The sequence below is a fragment of the Micromonospora sp. ZG13 genome (assembly GCF_059359355.1).
In genome coordinates this window covers 107,366-124,268 of record NZ_JCADBQ010000002.1, presented here as the reverse complement: position 1 = coordinate 124,268, position 16,903 = coordinate 107,366, and the positions used below count along the sequence as shown (strand labels likewise).

Annotated in this window: 16 protein-coding genes; 8 read left to right on the top strand and 8 right to left on the bottom strand. The window is 75.8% G+C overall.

Annotated elements, in window-relative coordinates:
* The first annotated feature begins 42 nt into the window (after positions 1 to 42).
* Entirely contained in the window at positions 43 to 1,128 is a 1,086-nt protein-coding gene (locus AC5L34_RS04450) for a polyprenyl synthetase family protein (RefSeq protein WP_441173535.1), read from the top strand.
* A gap of 71 nt (positions 1,129 to 1,199) precedes the next feature.
* Here the strand turns inward: AC5L34_RS04450 and AC5L34_RS04445 are convergent, their stop codons facing one another.
* Positions 1,200 to 2,381 carry an MFS transporter gene (locus AC5L34_RS04445; protein WP_441173534.1) on the bottom strand — a complete coding sequence of 394 codons (1,182 nt, stop codon included), beginning with the start codon at positions 2,379 to 2,381 and terminating at the stop codon, positions 1,200 to 1,202.
* 154 nt (positions 2,382 to 2,535) lie between these two features.
* Here AC5L34_RS04445 and AC5L34_RS04440 point away from each other — a divergent pair, with 154 nt between their 5' ends.
* Positions 2,536 to 3,318 carry an IclR family transcriptional regulator gene (locus tag AC5L34_RS04440; protein ID WP_089002419.1) on the top strand — a complete coding sequence of 261 codons (783 nt, stop codon included), beginning with the start codon at positions 2,536 to 2,538 and terminating at the stop codon, positions 3,316 to 3,318.
* 164 nt (positions 3,319 to 3,482) lie between these two features.
* On the opposite strand, the gene AC5L34_RS04435 is transcribed toward AC5L34_RS04440, so the two are convergent.
* Positions 3,483 to 5,594 (bottom strand): PhoX family protein, encoded by a 2,112-nt coding sequence (locus AC5L34_RS04435; RefSeq protein ID WP_494823842.1) that lies wholly within the window; start codon positions 5,592 to 5,594, stop codon positions 3,483 to 3,485.
* A gap of 67 nt (positions 5,595 to 5,661) precedes the next feature.
* Positions 5,662 to 5,871: a hypothetical protein gene (locus AC5L34_RS04430; protein ID WP_441173531.1), complete on the bottom strand. Its 210-nt coding sequence runs from the start codon at positions 5,869 to 5,871 to the stop codon at positions 5,662 to 5,664.
* Between AC5L34_RS04430 and AC5L34_RS04425 the strand changes: the two genes are divergently transcribed.
* Together AC5L34_RS04425 and AC5L34_RS04420 are read left to right on the top strand one after the other, a co-directional pair.
* Complete coding sequence (locus AC5L34_RS04425) at positions 5,845 to 6,339, top strand: sigma-70 family RNA polymerase sigma factor (RefSeq protein WP_231926244.1); 495 nt, start codon at positions 5,845 to 5,847, stop codon at positions 6,337 to 6,339. The two genes, AC5L34_RS04430 and AC5L34_RS04425, sit on opposite strands and share 27 nt — an antisense overlap.
* Entirely contained in the window at positions 6,336 to 7,028 is a 693-nt protein-coding gene (locus AC5L34_RS04420; RefSeq protein WP_089002416.1) for an anti-sigma factor family protein, read from the top strand. Before AC5L34_RS04425 ends, AC5L34_RS04420 begins: the two co-directional genes overlap by 4 nt.
* 16 nt (positions 7,029 to 7,044) lie before the next feature.
* Here the strand turns inward: AC5L34_RS04420 and rarD are convergent, their stop codons facing one another.
* The 4 genes from rarD to eccE form a co-directional block, all read right to left on the bottom strand.
* Positions 7,045 to 7,974: an EamA family transporter RarD gene (rarD, locus tag AC5L34_RS04415; RefSeq protein WP_494823841.1), complete on the bottom strand. Its 930-nt coding sequence runs from the start codon at positions 7,972 to 7,974 to the stop codon at positions 7,045 to 7,047.
* A complete protein-coding gene (locus AC5L34_RS04410; protein WP_441173529.1) occupies positions 7,971 to 8,471 on the bottom strand; it encodes a GNAT family N-acetyltransferase in 501 nt (166 codons plus the stop codon). The genes rarD and AC5L34_RS04410 overlap by 4 nt, the downstream gene beginning before the upstream one ends.
* A gap of 102 nt (positions 8,472 to 8,573) precedes the next feature.
* Positions 8,574 to 8,960 (bottom strand): phage holin family protein, encoded by a 387-nt coding sequence (locus AC5L34_RS04405; protein ID WP_132232082.1) that lies wholly within the window; start codon positions 8,958 to 8,960, stop codon positions 8,574 to 8,576.
* Positions 8,961 to 9,013: 53 nt separating this feature from the next.
* Positions 9,014 to 10,810: a type VII secretion protein EccE gene (gene eccE / locus AC5L34_RS04400; RefSeq protein WP_494824184.1), complete on the bottom strand. Its 1,797-nt coding sequence runs from the start codon at positions 10,808 to 10,810 to the stop codon at positions 9,014 to 9,016.
* A gap of 397 nt (positions 10,811 to 11,207) precedes the next feature.
* Between eccE and AC5L34_RS04395 the strand changes: the two genes are divergently transcribed.
* Positions 11,208 to 11,528 carry a WXG100 family type VII secretion target gene (locus AC5L34_RS04395; RefSeq protein WP_494823840.1) on the top strand — a complete coding sequence of 107 codons (321 nt, stop codon included), beginning with the start codon at positions 11,208 to 11,210 and terminating at the stop codon, positions 11,526 to 11,528.
* A 26-nt stretch (positions 11,529 to 11,554) separates the two neighbouring features.
* Positions 11,555 to 11,848: a WXG100 family type VII secretion target gene (locus tag AC5L34_RS04390; RefSeq protein WP_441173528.1), complete on the top strand. Its 294-nt coding sequence runs from the start codon at positions 11,555 to 11,557 to the stop codon at positions 11,846 to 11,848.
* Between the two features lie 116 nt (positions 11,849 to 11,964).
* Here the strand turns inward: AC5L34_RS04390 and mycP are convergent, their stop codons facing one another.
* On the bottom strand, positions 11,965 to 13,245 hold the full coding sequence (gene mycP / locus AC5L34_RS04385) for a type VII secretion-associated serine protease mycosin (protein WP_494823839.1): 1,281 nt from the start codon (positions 13,243 to 13,245) through the stop codon (positions 11,965 to 11,967).
* Positions 13,246 to 13,397: 152 nt separating this feature from the next.
* On the opposite strand from mycP, the gene AC5L34_RS04380 reads away from it, so the two are divergent.
* Together AC5L34_RS04380 and AC5L34_RS04375 are read left to right on the top strand one after the other, a co-directional pair.
* Entirely contained in the window at positions 13,398 to 16,541 is a 3,144-nt protein-coding gene (locus AC5L34_RS04380; protein WP_441173525.1) for an SseB family protein, read from the top strand.
* Positions 16,538 to 16,903, top strand: coding sequence for a UCP033725 family protein (locus AC5L34_RS04375; protein ID WP_441173524.1), 366 nt, complete (start codon positions 16,538 to 16,540; stop codon positions 16,901 to 16,903). The genes AC5L34_RS04380 and AC5L34_RS04375 overlap by 4 nt, the downstream gene beginning before the upstream one ends.

Genomic DNA, 16,903 nt, shown 5'->3' with positions numbered 1-16,903 from the left:
CGCGCCGTATCCCCCGTCCCGGGCAGGTCGGAGGGGTGTGGCATGGTTGATGGCGTGGTGAATCCGGCTGGCGAACGTTCAGGTGCCCCCGGGTCCGGCGGCCGTCGGACCAGGGTGAGCACGAGTCAGTTCGGCGCGCTCGGCCTCTATCTCGCCGACCCCCGCGTCGAGGCGTCCGTGCTGGGCCTGCTGGAGGGCGTCGAGACGGAGCTGCGCGCGAGCGTGGCCAGCGCCGACCCGTTCGTGACGGAGGCCGCCCGGCACCTCGTGGAGGCCGGCGGCAAGCGGTTCCGGCCGCTGCTGGTCGCGCTGGGCGCGCAGTTCGGCGACCCGACCAACGCGCAGGTCGTGCCGGCCGCCGTGGTGATGGAGCTCACCCACCTGGCGACGCTCTACCACGACGACGTGATGGACGAGGCCGACGTGCGCCGGGGGGCGCCGAGTGCCAACTCCCGGTGGACCAACTCGGTCGCCATCCTCGTCGGCGACTACCTCTTCGCCCGCGCCGCCGACATCGCCGCCGACCTGGGCATCGAGGCCGTACGCCTCCAGGCGCGCACCTTCGCCCGGCTGGTGCACGGCCAGATCGCCGAGACCGTCGGCCCCCGCCCCGGCGACGACCCGGTGGCCCACTACCTCGACGTGATCGCCGGCAAGACCGGCTCGCTGATCGCCACCTCGGCCCGCTTCGGCGGCATGTTCGGCGGCGCCGCCCCCGAGCACACCGAGGCGCTGGCCGGCTACGGCGAGACGATCGGCGTGGCCTTCCAGCTCTCCGACGACCTGCTCGACATCGCCTCCGAGTCGGTGGAGTCGGGCAAGACGCCCGGCACCGACCTGCGCGAGGGCGTGCCGACCCTGCCGGTGCTCTACGCGCTCGGCTCGGACGACGCCGACGCCGCGTCCGTGCGGCTGCGGGAGATCCTGGCGACGGGCCCGCTGACCGACGACGCCCTGCACGCCGAGGCGCTCGGCCTGCTGCGTGAGAGCCCGGCGCTGAAGCGGGCCCGGGAGACGGTCCGCAGCTACGCCGAGGAGGCCCGGGAGCAGCTCTCGCCGCTCCCGCAGGGCCCGGCCCGCCGCGCCCTCGAATCGCTCTGCGACTACATCGCCGACCGCACCAGCTGACGCGCCGGTCGAGCGGGGCAGACCGGCGTCCGGGTGCGCGTGGTCGTGGGTGGTTCGGCCCGACCCGCCCGCTAGCGGCGGGCGAGCATCCGGCTGCCGGTGAGCATCAGGGCGGCGGCCAGCAGCATCGAGGCGGCGGCCACGAGCCACATCGTCGGATAGCCGGCGTGGGCGGCCACGGCACCCAGGCCGAGCGGGCCGAGGCAGCCGCCCGCGTACACCCCGGTCTGGGTGACCGAGGTGGCGGCGGCCGGGGCCCGCGGGTGCAGCCGGACCACCGCGAAGGTCATCAGGCCCGGCCACGCCCAGCCCAGGCCGAAGCCGAGCAGCACGCCGGCCACCAGCGGCACGGGCCCGGCCACGGCCAGCAGGCCCAGCCCGGCCGCGCCGACCACGAGCATGCCGGCGATGAGGGCGACGTGCCCGGTGGCGCGGCGGTCCGCGAGCCAGCCGACCGTGATCCGGGCCGCTACGCAGACCGCGCTGCCCAGGGTGAGCGTCAGCCCGGCCAGCCCGGGGGACAGCCCCCGGCCGGCGGCGGAGTCGACGACGAAGGTGCCGAGCGCGTTCGCGGCGGCGGCGGCGAAGGTCCCGGCGGCCCCCACGACCACCAGGGCCGCGGTGGCGCGACCGGCGCGGGCGGGGGCGGCCGTCCGCGCCGGGCGGGGCTCCCGCGCGGGTACGGTCGGCAGCGCGGCCAGGGCCGTGCCGGCGGCCGCCACGAACGCCCAGCGCCAGCCGGCCGTCAGCGCCACGGTCGGCACCGCCGCCCCGGCCAGCAGGGTGGCGACGGGGATGGCGGCCTGCTTCACCCCGAACGACAGGCCCTGCCGGCGGGGCGGCACGTGCCGGGCGAGGGTGGCGTTGCTGGCGAGCTGGCCGAGGGCGTTGGCGGTGCCGGCGAGCGCGAGCAGCCCGAGCAGGACGGCGTACGAGCGGGCCAGCCCCGCCACGGCCAGCAGGCAGGCGGCGGAGAGCAGGATGCCGGCACGGGCCACCACGGTCGACCCGTACCGCTCGGCGAGGACGCCGGAGGGCACGGAGGCCAGCGCGCCCACGCCGAAGTAGACCGACACGGCCAGGCCCAGGCCGGCCGGAGAGAATCCGAGGTCCTCGCCCATCTGCACCGCGAGGCCGCCGAGCAGGAAGACCGGCAGGACGCAGGCGATGGTGACCGCGACGGCCCCGGTCACCGCCCGGGCGGGCCGGGGCGGCGCGAGGCCCGGGGGTGGCTGCAACGCGGTGTCGGTCATGGTCCGGCAAACCTACGCGAGCAGCGATTACGTCACGGAACGTGCCTGTCGGGGCACGTGCCGTTCACGACGATCTGGCATCCTCCACCCGAACAGGCATTTCGCACCGCGCCTGTTTTTCATATGGTGTAAGTCCCCGGCGGCGGAGGTGGTTGTGCGCGACCCCTTGGCGGAACCTTCGGACCTCATCCGGAGCGTGTCCCGCGCGCTACGAGTGCTCGAATCGGTCGGTCGCGCCCCGAAGGGGCTCACCGTCAAGCAGATCGCCCGGCGCTGCGAGCTGACCGTGGCGACCACCTATCACCTGGTCCGCACCCTCGCCTACGAGGGCTACGTGATCCGGCGCGAGGACGGCACGTACATCGTGGGTCTGGAGGTGGCCGACCGCTACCGCGAGCTGGTGACGGCGTTCCGGGGGCCGCCGTCGGTCGGCGAGAGCCTGCGCCGGGCCGCGGTGGACACCGGCTACAGCCACTACCTCGGCCGCTTCGTCGGCGGCCAGGTGGCGGTCACGGCCGTGGCCGAGGGCCCGCGCTCGCCGTACCTGGAGGACCTGGTGCCCGGCTTCGACGAGGGGGCGCACGCGACCGCCCTCGGCAAGGCCCTGCTCGCCACCCTGACCGCCGAGCAACGCTTCCGCTACCTGCGCGACTACGGCATGCGCCCGTTCACCTCCGCGACCCTGACGACCGCCGAGGCGTTCGAGGTCGACCTGGCCGCCGGGGACCGGCGGGGCATGCAGCTGGAGCTGGGGCAGTTCCGGCAGGGCGTGGCCTGCGCGGCGGTGCTGGTCAGCCCCGACAAGGACATGGAACGCCGGGTGGTGCTGGCCTGCGCGCTGCCGGCCGGCGAGATGATGACCTCCGCCCGGGTCGTGCGGGCGAAGCTGCTCACCGCCGCCCGGACGATCGCCGACAACCTGGTCGCCGACAGCTGAGCCCGCCCGCCCCGGCCGGGCTGCTCCGGCGGCCCCGGGGCACGCTTGCGTGTCCCGCTGCGGCCCCGGCGCCGGTCGCGTCAGGCCGCGACGGCCAAGGGCCCTCTCCCCGGCTGGGAGAGGGCCCCCGGTGGCGGTCCAGCGCCGGACCGCCCGAGGAGGGGTCAGCTGCCGATCGGGCCGCCGTCCAGGCGCCAGGCCACCACCACGCCCGGCTTGGCGAAGTCGCCGTCCGGCCAGTTCGAGGCCGGGTTCTCGACCGACGCCCCGCTCAGCTCGCCCGGGTGCTGCACCGCCACGAAGACCGAGCGGTTGTCCCCGGTGATGAACGGGCCGCACGCCTCCGCGCCCACCGGCACGGTGAGGAACTGCTTCAGGTGACCCCGTTCCGGCCCCTCGACGGCCGTGGCGAAGAGGCCGTCGTTGCTGCCCAGCGCGTTGCCGTCCGTCGAGATCCAGAGGTTCCCGGTGGCGTCGAACGCCACGTTGTCCGGGCAGGAGATCGGCGAGACCTTCGTCTTGTCGTACCCGGCGAAGAAGGTCGACGGGTCCGCCGGGTCACCGGCGACGATGGGCAGCGACCAGGCGAAGGTCTCGCCCGCGTTGTCGCCCCGGTCCTCGACCAGCTCCAGCACCTGGCCGTGCTTGTTGAGGTTGCGCGGGTTGGCCTCGTCGGCGGCCGGCTTGCCGGCCTTGCCCCGGTCGGTGTTGTTGGTCAGCGCCACGTACACCTTGCCGGTGAGCAGGCTGGGCTCGACGTCCTCCGGGCGGTCCATCTTGGTCGCCCCGACCTTGTCGCCGGCCAGTCGGGTGAAGATGAGCACGTCGGCGGCCGTCATCCCGTCGACGTACGAGCGGTTGCCGCTGACCAGCCTGATCCACCGGCCCCGGCCGTTGAACGCGCCGTCGGACGGGAGCCGGCCGGAGCCGTCGATCTCGCCGGCGCTGGTCTCGTCGAGCTTGGCGACGTAGAGGGTGCCCGACTCCAGCAGGGTCAGGTTGTGCCGGCGGGCGACCCAGGAGTTGCCCTTCATGAACTTCTTGTCGGAGACGAACTTGTACAGGTAGTCGAAGCGCTCGTCGTCGCCCATGTACGCGACCACGTGCCCGCTCCTCGCCACGATGACGTTCGCGCCCTCGTGCTTGAACCGGCCCAGCGCGGTGTGCTTGCGCGGGCGGCTCTCCGGGTCGTACGGGTCGATCTCCACGATCCACCCGTGCCGGTTGGCCTCGTTCGGGTGCTTCGCCAGGTCGAACCGCTCGTCGGCGCGCTCCCACTTGCGGCTGCCGCTCGGGTAACGGGTGGTGGTGGTGATGCCGTACCGGGCCAGCTTCGGCTTGACCTCCTCGGCCACCGCGTCGCCGCCGACGAAGTACTGGTTGAAGTTCTCCTCGCCGGAGAGCACGGTGCCCCACGGGGTCACCCCGCCGGCACAGTTGTTCAGCGTGCCGACGACCGTACGGCCCTTCGGGTCGGCGGCCGTCCGCAGGTGCGCCGAACCGGCGGCCGGCCCGGTCAGCTCGAACTTCGTGGCCAGCGCCGTGACCCGCCGGTTGTACGGCCGCCGGCCCTTGGTGACCGGCCGCCACTGCCCGGTGCCGTCAACCCGCTCCAGCTCCACCACGGACATGCCGTGCGCGGCCATGGCGATCCGGAGCTGCTCGACGCTCAGCGCGTCCTGGCTCGTGAAGCCGGGGAACATCAGGTCCTCGTTGGTGTACTCGTGGTTGACCACGAGCAGCGCGCGCCGGCGCCCGTCCAGCGGCAGCACCCCGACGAAGTCGTTGTTGTAGCCGAACTGCCGGGCCTGGGCGGCGGCGGTCTGGGCGTGCAGGTCGAACTCGGGGGCGCCCGGCACGACCGGGTCACCCCAGCGCATGACGACCGCGTGGTCGTACCCGTTGGGCACGACGAGACTGTCCAGGGTGTTCGGCGGGACCGCCTTGAAGGTCAGCGCGCCGTTGCCGACGCCGCCGGCCGGGCGGGCGAAGCCGGCCGCCTCGGGGACCACGGGGGCGGCGGGAGCGGCAGCGGCGGGGGTGGCACCGGCCACCGCGCCGCCGAAGCCGAGGACCAGCGCGCCGACCGCGCCGCCCCGGACCAGGCCGCGCCGGGAGACCTCCGCGTTCACCACGTCCCCGAAGTACGCGTTGTCGGAGGTGTTGGGCACCGGGTGGTCGCACGCGTTGCCGCACCGGTAGAGACAGGTCATGGCGTCGCGGCTGCCGTGGCGGGTGGCGCCCAGCAACGGGAGCAGCCGGGGACGGTCGCTCATGGAAGGAGCCTCCTGATGGGGGTCGGTGCACGCCGGACCAGCCGCTGGCGTGCGTACCCGCCGGACGCTAGGAGGGCGCGGTGAGCGACCGTCGGCGGCGGCGTGAACCGGGCGTGAACACCTCGGCCGGGAATCCCACGGTGACCTGCGGCTGAACCGATCCGGGCGGCGGCACGTATTCCCGGGCGAACGCCACCGCCGGACTCGCGCCGACAGCGAGGAGACCGCCATCAGCGACGACGACGCCCAACTGCTCCGCGCGCTGCACGACGAGCACGCGGAGGCGCTGTACGCGCACGCCCTGCGGCTGGTCAACGGGGACCGGCAGCGGGCCGAGGACCTGGTGCAGGAGACGCTGCTGCGGGCCTGGCGGCACCCGGAGTCGCTCGACCCGACGCGCGGCTCGGTCCGGTCCTGGCTCTTCACCACCGCCCGCAACCTGGCCATCGACGCCTGGCGGCGCCGCTCCGCCCGGGTCGGCGAGGTCTTCACCGACGAGCTGCCCGAGCCCGTCCAGGCCGTGGACGAGGCGGAACGCGCGGTGGAGGCGTGGACCGTCGCCGAGGCGCTGAACCGGCTCAGCCCCACCCACCGGGAGGTGCTGGTCGAGTGCTTCTACCAGGGGCGGTCGGTGGCGGAGGCGGCCTCCCGGCTGGGCGTACCGGCCGGCACGGTCAAGTCCCGGACCCACTACGCCCTGCGCTCACTACGGTTGGTCCTGGCCGAGATGGGGGTGACGGAATGACCCGGTGCGAGTTCGCGCACGACGACGGCGCGTACGTGCTGGGTGCGCTGGCTCCCGCCGAACGGGTGGCCTACGAGCGGCACCTCGCCGGCTGCGCCGCCTGCCGCCAGGCGGTCGCCGAGATCGCCGTCCTGCCCGGCCTGCTCGGCCGCCTCGACCCGGCCGGCCTGGAGCAGTTCCTGCCGCCGCCGGAGAACCCCCGGGTGCCCGAACTGCTCGCCGCCGCGCGGGAGCGCCGTCGCCGCGACCGCTCGGCCACCCGCCGCCGGTACGCCCTCACCACGCTCGCGGCGGCCGTGGCGGCCCTGCTCGTCGGCGTCGGCACCGCCGTCCTGCTGCCCCGGGAGGCAACCGCTCCGACCCCGGTCGAGGTGCGGATGGTCGCCATGCAACCGGTCGCCGGCACGGTGCCGGTGCACGCCGAGATCGCCCTCAACGGCACCGAATGGGGCACCGAGGTGCGGATGCGCTGCGGGTACGACGCGAAGGCCGGCTACGCCAAGGCGTACGCCTTCCGGCTGGTGGCGCACGGCCCGGGCGGCGCGACGGAGCAGATCGGGTCCTGGCTCGCCGCCCCCGGCGACGACCTGCGGATCACCGGCGCCACCCGGTTCACCGACGCGGAGCTGGTCCGCCTGGAACTGCTGCGCGCCGACGGCACCCCCGTCCTCGCCTACGACGTCCGCTGACCGCGCCGCGCGTCGGTCAGCGGGTCGCGGCGACGGCCTCGGCCCGGCGGGCGGCGAGGGCGGCGGCGCGGGTACGGCGGGAGTGGCGCACGGCGTCGACGGTGAAGACGATGAGCGCGGCCCAGACCAGGGCGAAGCCGGCGAGGCGGGCCGGCGGCATCGGCTCGTGGAAGATCAGCACCCCGCAGCCGAGCTGGAGGATCGGGGCGAGGTACTGGATCATGCCGAGACCGGTGAGCGGGAGCCGGTTCGCCGCCCCGGCGAAGAGCAGCAGCGGGATCGCGGTCGCCGCCCCGGCCGACACCAGCAGCAGGGTGTGCCCGACCGACACCTGCCCGAAGGTGCCGTCGCCGGCGGCGGTGAGCCACCCCAGGTACGCCAGCGCGGGCAGCGCCAGCACCGCCGACTCGACGAAGAGCCCCTCCGCGGCCGGCAGCCCGAGCTGCTTCTTGGCCAGGCCGTACCCGGCGAAGCTGAACGCCAGGACCAGCGCCAGGTAGGGCAGCCGGCCGTAGTCGACGGTCAGCACGGCCACGGCGAGGCCGCCGATGCCGAGGGCCACCCACTGCGTGGGGCGCAGCCGCTCGCGCAGCACGGTGACGCCCAGCAGCACCACCACCAGCGGGTTGATGAAGTAGCCGAGGGCGGTCTCCACGACCCGGTCGGAGTTCACGCCGTAGATGTAGGTGCCCCAGTTCACCGCGATCAGCGCGGCGGCGACGCCGATGCCGGCCAGCGCCCGGGGCCGGCGTAGCAGCGCCCGCAGGAAGCCGACGTTGCGCAGCGCACCCAGCAGCAGGGCGACGAAGACCACCGACCAGACGATGCGGTGGGCCAGGATCTCGATCGACCCCGCCGGGCGCAGCAGCCGCAGGTAGAGCGGGAAGAACCCCCAGAGCAGGTACGCGACGAAGCCGTAGAGGTAGCCGAGGCGGAGTGGCGTCACGCGTCCACCGTAAGGGGCGACCGGCCGTCCGGATCCTTGCCGGTGACCCGGCTCACGGGCTGCTCCCGCTGGTCGAGCTGCATCCAGCGGTGCGGATCGGTCATCGGGGCGAACCCGACCTTCGCGTACACCGCGTGGGCGTCGGCGGTGGCCAGCAGGATCCGGCGTACGCCCAGGGCGGCGAGGTGGTCGCGGACCGCGCCGGCCAGCCACGTGCCCAGCCCCCGGCCGCGCTCGCCGGGATCGACGTAGACGTCGCAGAGCCAGCCGAAGGTGGCCCCGTCGGTGACCACCCGGGCGACCGCGACCTGCCGGCCGTCACCGGCGCGGTAGACGCCGAACGGCACCGACCCGGCGAACGCCCGGGCCACCGTCTCCCGGTCCCGCCCGATCGCCCAGTACGCGTCCGTGGAGAGCCAGTGGTGCACGAGGCCCAGGTCGATCCGGTCCGGGTCGGTGCTGAGCAGGTAGCCGTCGGCGCGGGTCAGGGTGAACATGCCGCGACGCTAACCCGGCCACCCGCCTCGGACAGCGGCCAATTCCCGCCCTCTGGTCGCGGCCCGCCCACCTGGTTCGCGGCCCGCCGCTGGTCGGCCCCGTCAGTCGCGGTCGAGGACGGCGCCGAGGATCCAGGTCACGATGCCGACGAACAGCGCGCCGAGCACCGCCTCCGGCCAGAAGCCGTCGACGTGGAAGGGCAGCCCGGCCTGGTCGGCGATCCAGCTCGTGAGCAGGAACAGCAGCCCGTTGACCACCAGCGCGATCAGCCCGAGGGTCAGCAGGTAGAAGCCGCAGCCGACCGTCTTGATGATCGGCTGGAGCACCGCGTTGACCACGCCGAAGATCACCGCGACGAGCACCAGCGTGACGACCGCCTCGCCGGCGGACGCCGAATCCAACGTGATGCCCGGGATGAGCAGCGTGGCCAGCCAGAAGGCCAGCGCCGTGCTGCCCAGCCGGATCAGCAGACCTTTGAGGAAACCCATGGCGGGGATCGTGCCACGGACGGACAACGTGCGGAAGCCGCGAGATCGTCCGCTCAGCGACGGGAGGGGCGGCCGATCAGCTGCGACTCGATCGGGGTGGGGGAGAGCAGCGCCCAGCGCAACGCCCGTCGGTTGACCACCGCCACCATGTCGTCGCGGATCCGGGTCAGCCACTCCGCCGAGGCGCCGAGCCCCAGCGCGCCGCCCGCCACGGCGGCCTCGGTCGCGTCGAGCGGTTGCAGCAGGGCCAGGTCGGCGCGGCCCAGCGCGTCGGCGTCGGCGGGGGTCAGCTCGTCGCGTACGAGCAACGTCGTCCGCCACGCCGAACCCGGCTCCGTCTCGGCGGGCGTGGGACCGGCGTCGACCACCACCAGCAGCGGACGCAGCGGCGAACCCGGCTCGCCCACGGGACGGCCGGGCGGCACCACCGGGATCATCGTGCCGGGGGTGCCGACGCCCCGGACGAACGGCTCCCACCCGCGCGGGCGGGCGGTCTGCACCACCACCCGGGCGCCGAGCGCCATGGCCCGCACCGCCACCAGCTGCGCCGCGCGCACCCCGCCGACCAGCATCACCCGGGTGGTCTCCGGCCGGAACAGCCGGACGGTCACCGCGCCGCCGTGCCGGTTGGTGCCGACCATCAGCCCCGCCGCGCCGAGGGTCAGCTCCAGGCCGTCGGGCGCCGGACCCGGACCCGCCGCGCCCGCCGCCGCGAGCGGCAGCGTGCCGGCCAGCCCGTCGAGCTGCGCGCCGTCGAGCCGGTGCACCTCGCCGCCCACCTCGGCCACCAGCCGGCGCAGCGCCTGCGCCGCGGTCGAGAGCTCCGTCGGGGTGGTGGCGGCCAGTCGTACGGCCAGCTCGGTCGGCGCCGACGCGGGGTCGGCGCCGGCCCACGGCCCCACGCCGAGCGAGACGGTGGTCGCCGTCGCGGGCAGCGCGAGCAGCCGGGACACCAGCCGCCGACCGGCGTCGGTACGCGCGTCGGGCCAGCGGCGCAGCCGGAACGTGGTCTGGAGCAGGTCGCCGGCCCGGACCGCCTGCCAGGACTCCTGCGCGGGGTGGTCGTCGTGGTGGGCCAGCTCCGCCAGCACCCGCAGCGTGGCGTGCCCGCCCAGCGGGCGGGCGGTCACGGGCCCGATCCGGCGGGCGATCCGGCGCACCGTCCCGGAGAGCGCCCGCCGCAGCTCCTCCGCCGTCCAGCCCTCGGCGCGCAGCACCCGCACGGCGAGCACGGCCCGCTCCCGGCCCGCGAGCCGCCCGTCGGTGAGCTGCCGGTACGAGGTGGCGACCGCGCCACCACCCGCGCCGACCGTCGGCGCCGGCGAGCCCGTCAGCAGGAGCTGGAGCCGGACCGGGGGACCGTCCGGCGCGGCGGCCGGCAGCAGCGACGCCGGAACGGGCAGCGCGCGGGGAGCGTCGCCGAGCAGGTCGGCCGGGTCGCCGACCTCCAGCACGGCCACCATGCCGGCGGCGTCGTCCAGCACGGCGGCCGACGCGCCGGCCAGCTCGGCGGGGCGGACGACCGCACCCGGGTCGACCAGATTCAGCAGGGCCGTCGGGCCGGCGGCCGGCGGCAGGGCGCGCCGACGCGTGGCGTAGCCGAGCCCGGTGGTCAGCCACTCGAAGAGCCACCGCCCCCGCAGCCGCACCCACGCCATTGGCAGCAGCAGCGCGGCCACCCCCACGGCCGCCATCGTCGCCAGCACCCCGCGACCGGCGGCCGCCACCACGGCAGCCACCGCCACCTGCGTGGCGACGACCTGACCGGCCCGGACACCCGCGCCACCGCGACCGCCGGCCGGGATCCACGCTGCCGGCGGGGCGACGCGGGAGGTCGGGGCACCCGCCACCGCGCCCGGGCCGGGCGGCGGTCCAGCCGGGGCGGTCGGTCCAGCCGGGCCGAGCGCTGCCGGCACGAGGGCCGGGGCGGCCGGGCCGGGACCGGGGCCCGGGGCCGGCCGGTGCGGGCCCGCGCCGGTCGTCACCGTCACCGCGCCTCCTCGACCGGTCACTCGCCGCGACATCGACGCCGCCCATCGTAAGCGGAGCGCCCGACGGGATGGGGGCCGCGGTCGTCCACAGGGGAGGCCCACGGGGTAGCAGAACCGCGACCGGACCGCTACCGTCAGCGACGAGTTTGCTGACCCCGCGCCCGCCGCGCTCGACGCCCGGGCGGCGCGAGCGGCGGCCCAATCGGCGGGCGCGCCGGCGGCCAGCCACGACCCACGAGACGAGGTGACGTCCCAGGTGTCCCAGACCCAGGCGGAAGCAGCGGTGATGCAGCAGACCGCCGCGAAGTTCGAGCAGGTCGACCAGTCCCTGCAGTCCATGCTGAGCAGCCTGATGACCGAGTTGGAGGTGTTGCAGCAGGCCTGGCGCGGTGCTGGCGGGCGCTCGTTCGAGCAGGTCAAGCAGCAGTGGGCACAGGACCAGGCGGCGCTGCAACGGGCGCTGCGCGAGACCGCCGGCGCCATCCGCACGGCCGGCCAGCACTACGACGTCTCGGACGCCGAGGCCGCCAGCCGCGTGTCCACCACCAACCGCGGCGGCATCCAGCTGCCGCTCTGACCCGGTCTCGGGGGAGGAGACATCCGATGGACCACGGCGTACTCGTCGTCAACTTCGCCGCCCTGCAACAGGCGGGCGCGGACATCCAGAAGGCGCTGAACGCGCTCGACTCGCAACTCGGGCAGCTCGAACGGGACGCCGCCCCGCTCGTGGCGAGCTGGTCCGGCGAGGCCCGCCAGGCCTACGAGCAGCGCCAGGCCCGCTGGCGCTCCGCCTCGCAGGACCTCCAGGCCATGCTGCGCGACATCAGGCTCGCGGTGAACGACTCCGCCACCGACTACCTCGACACGGAGAAGAAGAACGTCGGCCTGTTCCAGTGAGCCCCGCCCGGTGGTGGCGTCGACCGTGAGCCGGTCGGCGCCACCATCGGCCGTCCGGGGCGGCGCAACCACCCACCGCACCGGCGACCTGGCCGTGGCTCGACCGCCCGGTCCGGTCAGGCCGGTCCGGCCGGCCGCCAGCGGCGGCGCGCCCCGCGCGGTACGACCAGCGCCAGCAGCGCCGCCAGGGCCACCACCGCTCCGCTGACCCCCGCCACCAGCAACGCCCGGTCCCGGGCCGCCGCCCGCCGGGCCCGCTGCGCCAGCACCGCCGGCTCGGCCCGGTCGTCCGCCAGTGCCGTGACCTGGCGTACCCGCTCCGGCCCCCCGCCCCCGGTCTCCGTGACCGCCCGGTACGGGTTCAGCACCCCCGCGCCGTACCCGCCGCCCCGACCGTCGCCCGGGGCCGGATCGACGGTCGCCGCGATCCGCTGCGCCACCTGCGCCGCGGTCAGCTCCGGCCGGTACTCGCGCAGCAGCGCGGCGGTGGCCGCCACGAAGGGCGCCGCGTAGCTGGTGCCCTCGGCCCGGTGGTGGCCCTGACCGGGGGCGGCCATCAGCACGTCGCTGCCCGGGGCGACCAGGTCGACGTACGCGCCGGTCTGAGAGAACGGGGCGCGCGACCCGTCCGCCCCGATCGCGCCCACCCCGAGCACCCCGTCGTACGCGGCCGGGTAGGGCCGGGGATCGCCGGCGTCGTGCAGGTTGCCGGCGGCGGCCACCACGACCACGTCCCGGTCGACCGCGTAGCCGATCGCGGCGCGCACCGCCGGGTCGTCCGCGTACAGGACGACGGAGAGGTTGAGCACGTCGGCGTCGTGGTCCACCGCCCAGCGGATGGCGCGGGCGAAGTCCCCGGCGCTGACCGTGCGCCCCGACTCCCGCCCCTCGACCACCTGCTGCTCGCTGACCCGTACGGGCAGGATCCGGGCGCCCGGGGCCAGGCCGCGGAACGCCACCCCGTCGCGGGGGGCGGCGGCGATGATGCTCGCCACACCGGTGCCGTGACCGGCGCAGTCCCGGCTGCCGTCGCCGCCGGCGTCGAGCAGGTCCGTGCCGTCGAGTACGCGGCCCGTCAGCTGCGGGTGCCGTCGGTCCACGCCCGAGTCGACCACCGCGACCGTCACCCCGGCGCCCGTGGCGAGCGCCGCCAGGCGCTCCGGGGCGTACCGCTGCTGGGGCCAGGGACGCGCGGACACCGGCCGGACCGGGGCGAGGGGGGAGGCGCAGCCGGGGGCCGCGCGCGCGGCGGTCGGCGCGGGCGCGGAACGACCGGCCGGCACCGGGCCGGGGGCGGGTCCGGCCGGTCGTCCGGCGGGCGCGGCGGTGGCCGGGACGGCCGTCAGCAACGCCGTCGCGAGGGCGGCGAGAAGCTGGCGCGCGGGGGACCGGGACATCGACCGCCTCCGTATCGTGTCGACTCCGGAACGGGATGTTAGCGCCTCCGGCGGCAGTGGGCGCACCGCCGCCGGCCAGCGATTGTGATCTTGCTTTTACCTTGTAGGTTGTACGCGATACGTATGGCCTGTTCGCGGGAGGAGGGGTGGCCGTGACCGAGTGGGAGCCGGCCACCGATGCCGAGGCGGCGATGCGGGACGCGCTGCGCGCCAACGACCAGCAGCTCTACTTCCGCGTCCTGGCCCGGACCGAACTGCTGCTGCCGGTCTCCGCCGAGGCGCTCGCGGGGACGGCGCCGGTGGGCTGGGGCACCTGGACCACGGGTGGCCGCACCCACGTGTTGGCGTTCACCTCCGGGGCGGCCGTACGCGCCTGCCTCGGCGAGAACGGCGGCGCCGTCCGGCGCGTCTCGTACCCCGACCTGGCCGACGGCTGGCCCAACCACGAGTGGTGGTTGGCGGTGAACCCCGGGCTGCCCATCGAGGGCTACCTGCCGGCCTGGTTCGTCGCCCAGCTCTCGCGGGGCGACGTCCGGTTGCCCGGCCGCACCATGGGTGCGCGGGCACGGCTGGAACGCGTGGAGACTGCCGCCCGGGCGCGGGCCCAGGCGGCCGGTCACGACATGCCGCCCGGGCCGGACGCCGGGCCGACCACCGGCGTGACCCGGTCCAACGGCACGCTCCGGCCCGCGCCGACGGCCGCGTCGAGCACGGGCCGGGTCCCCGCGCCCGCCCGAGGCGGTGCGCCTGCCGAGCCGGCCCGCCCGCCCGCCTTCCCGACGGAACACCTCGATCCGCGGCGCGGCGACCCGACGGCCGGCGGACCCGCGCGGACCGACGCCGTGGCGGCCCCCGAGCGGGTCCCGCCGCGTCCCTCGCCGCTCACCGAGCGTCCTAGGGGCCTCCCGACGCCCGACGCCCACCCCGCGCCGGGGACCAACGGCCGCACGGCCGGAGAGACCCCGGAGCGGCCCAACCGGTCGTTCTTCGAGCCGGCCTCCGGCCGTGCCGCCGCACACCGGCAGGAGGCGCTGCGCTCGGGCGAGCGGGCGGTGCCGCCGTCCCGCCTCGCGGCCGGCAGCCAGCCGTTCCCCCGCCGCCGGCCGCTCGGCGAGCCGGTGCCGGAGGAACCGACCCGCCCGATCCCGAGCACCCCGACCGGCGCCGAGCCCACCCACGCCTTCACCGCGCCCGCCGGGGAACAACCCACCCACGCCTTCACGACGCCTGCCGCCGAGCCCACCCGGGCCTTCACGGCGCCCGTCGGGGAACCGACCCACGCCTTCACGGCACCCGCCGGGGAGCCGACCCACGCCTTCACGGCACCCGGCGCCGAGCCCACGCGGGCCTTCACGATGGCCGGGGGCGAGGCCACGCAGGTGCTGCCGCCGCGCGGGCCCGGCGAGGACGCCACCCGGGACCTCCGGGCTCCCGCCCCGGATCCCGGGCCGCCGCCACCGGGGTACGGCGCAGACCGACCGCAGCCGGCCGAGGACCTCACCCAGGCGCTGCCGCGCCGGCAGACCACCCCCGAACCGGTCGGGCCGGAGCCGGCGGCGGACGCGGAACCGGTCTCCGGGCCACCCGCCTCCCGACGCGGGTTCACGCCCATCGTCATCGAGGGCACCATCATCGAGTCGCGGGACCTCACCGGGCCGCCCGTCCCCGAGCCCGCCCCGCCCGCCGAAGAGACCGTCTCGCTGTTCGAGCCGGTCCGGCGCCGCCGGGAACCGGTGACCGCCGAACCCGCACCGACGGCGCCCGCCCATCCGTCGTCGCCCGCCGACACCGTGCGGTCCGCCACCCCGTCGTGGTCCGGCGACGCCACCGTGTCTCTGGATCCGACGGTGTCCCTGGATCGGACGCAGCCGGTTGTGTCGTCGGGCGATGCGACGGTGTCTTTGGATCCGACCGTGTCTCTCGATCGGACGCAGCCGGTGGTGTCGTCGGGCGATGCGACGGTGTCTTTGGATCCGACGGTGTCCCTGGATCGGACGCAGCCGGTGGTGTCGTCGGGCGATGCGACGGTGTCTCTGGACCCGACCGTGTCCCTCGATCCCGAGCCGCCTGCCGACGCGGACGCGACCTTTTCCCTCGATCCCGCGCCGTCCGCCGACGCGTGGTCCGGTGATCCGACGGTGCCGACCAGCGTCGCCGCGCCCGCACCGGCGGCGGACGGCGCCGCCCGGCAGGAGGCCGCGACCGAGGCCGGCGTTTCCGACGTCGCGCCGGCGGAGGAGCCTGGGCCGACGATCGCCGACGAGCCGGTCACCGCGCCCCTGACCGGGACCGCGGACGGGTCGTCGGGTGCCGGTCCCGGGACGGTCGGCTTCGAGGCGGCCAACGAGGTCGAGGAGAACCTCCTCGACGCCGCCGGCGCCGGCAGCACCGACACGTTCCTGTCGACCCTGCTGCTCGCCCGCGTGCTGTTGCCGGTCGCGGCCGACTCCGCGCCGGGCAGCCGGCCCGGCGAGCCCGGCTTCGTGTGGCGTACGGAGGAACTGGACGGCGAGACGTTCGTCGTCGTACACACCTCGCCGGAGCGGCTGGCCGACCACACCGACGCGACCGTCGAGACCATCGAGGTCAGGTTCGTCCAGTTGATCCGTCGCTGGCCGGACGAGGCCTGGTCGTTCGCGGTCAACCCCGGCACCCCGGTCGGGGCGAAGCTGCCCGGTGAGCAGATCGTCGGGCTGGCCAACTGGGCGGCCGAGGTGGGCCTCGGCGACGACACCGGGACCGAGGCGGAGCCGCCCACCGCCGAGGAGCCGGTCAGCCGCCCCCGCTACGCCCCGCCCGCGCCCGATCCGGCGCGCCCCATCGTCATGCAGAAGGCGGTCGCGCCCAGTCAGCTCGCGTACTACCTGGAGCGGGGCTACGACCGGGTCTCCGGCTTCGTGCACCGGGCCGGCGAGCTGGCCCACCTCACGACCCCCGCCCAGCTGCACGACGCGCTCGGCCTCGGCTACCCCGACTCCCCCTTCGCCCGTGACGCCGGGGAGATCTACGTGCTGCGCTGGCCCGCGCACCGGCCGAGCCTCTACCGCATCCCGTACGGCGGGCAGAACGAGGCCGCCATGCGGGCCATGGAGGGCTGGGTCATCGAGCGCCCGCCGTTCCGGGGCAACGGGTTCGCGCCGGGCGAGAGCAGCGACGTGGTCGCGGAGTTCAAGGTGGACAGCGCCCGGCTGCCGCACGGCGCGCAGCTGTGGCGGATCGGCGCGGACGGCACCGAACGGGTGGTCGCCATCCTCGACACGGACGCGCTGCGGTGGCGACAGGTCGGTGAGCAGTGACGCGCGACGGCTACGTGGCCCGCTGGAAGGGCCGGGAGTACCAGGCGAGCCCGGACGGCGACGACGTCCGGCTCTACCAGCCGGAGCCGGGCGAGGGCTTCGAGGAGATCCGCCCCGGCCGCCACGTCCGGGTGCTGCCGGCCACCGAGCTCGACGACCTGGCGTACGTGCGGACCACCTGCACCTGGCAGGGGCAGCCGTTCATCGTCCTCGGCGAGCACGACGGCTGGCTGCGGGTGGAGTACACCGGCGGACGCTGGCCGGTGGCCCGGGCGATGGGGCTGGAGGTCTTCGACTTCGGCGTCTACCAGGGCTGGGCGCCCGCCACCGAGGTCGCCGACCTGCGCGAGCAGCGGGTCTGA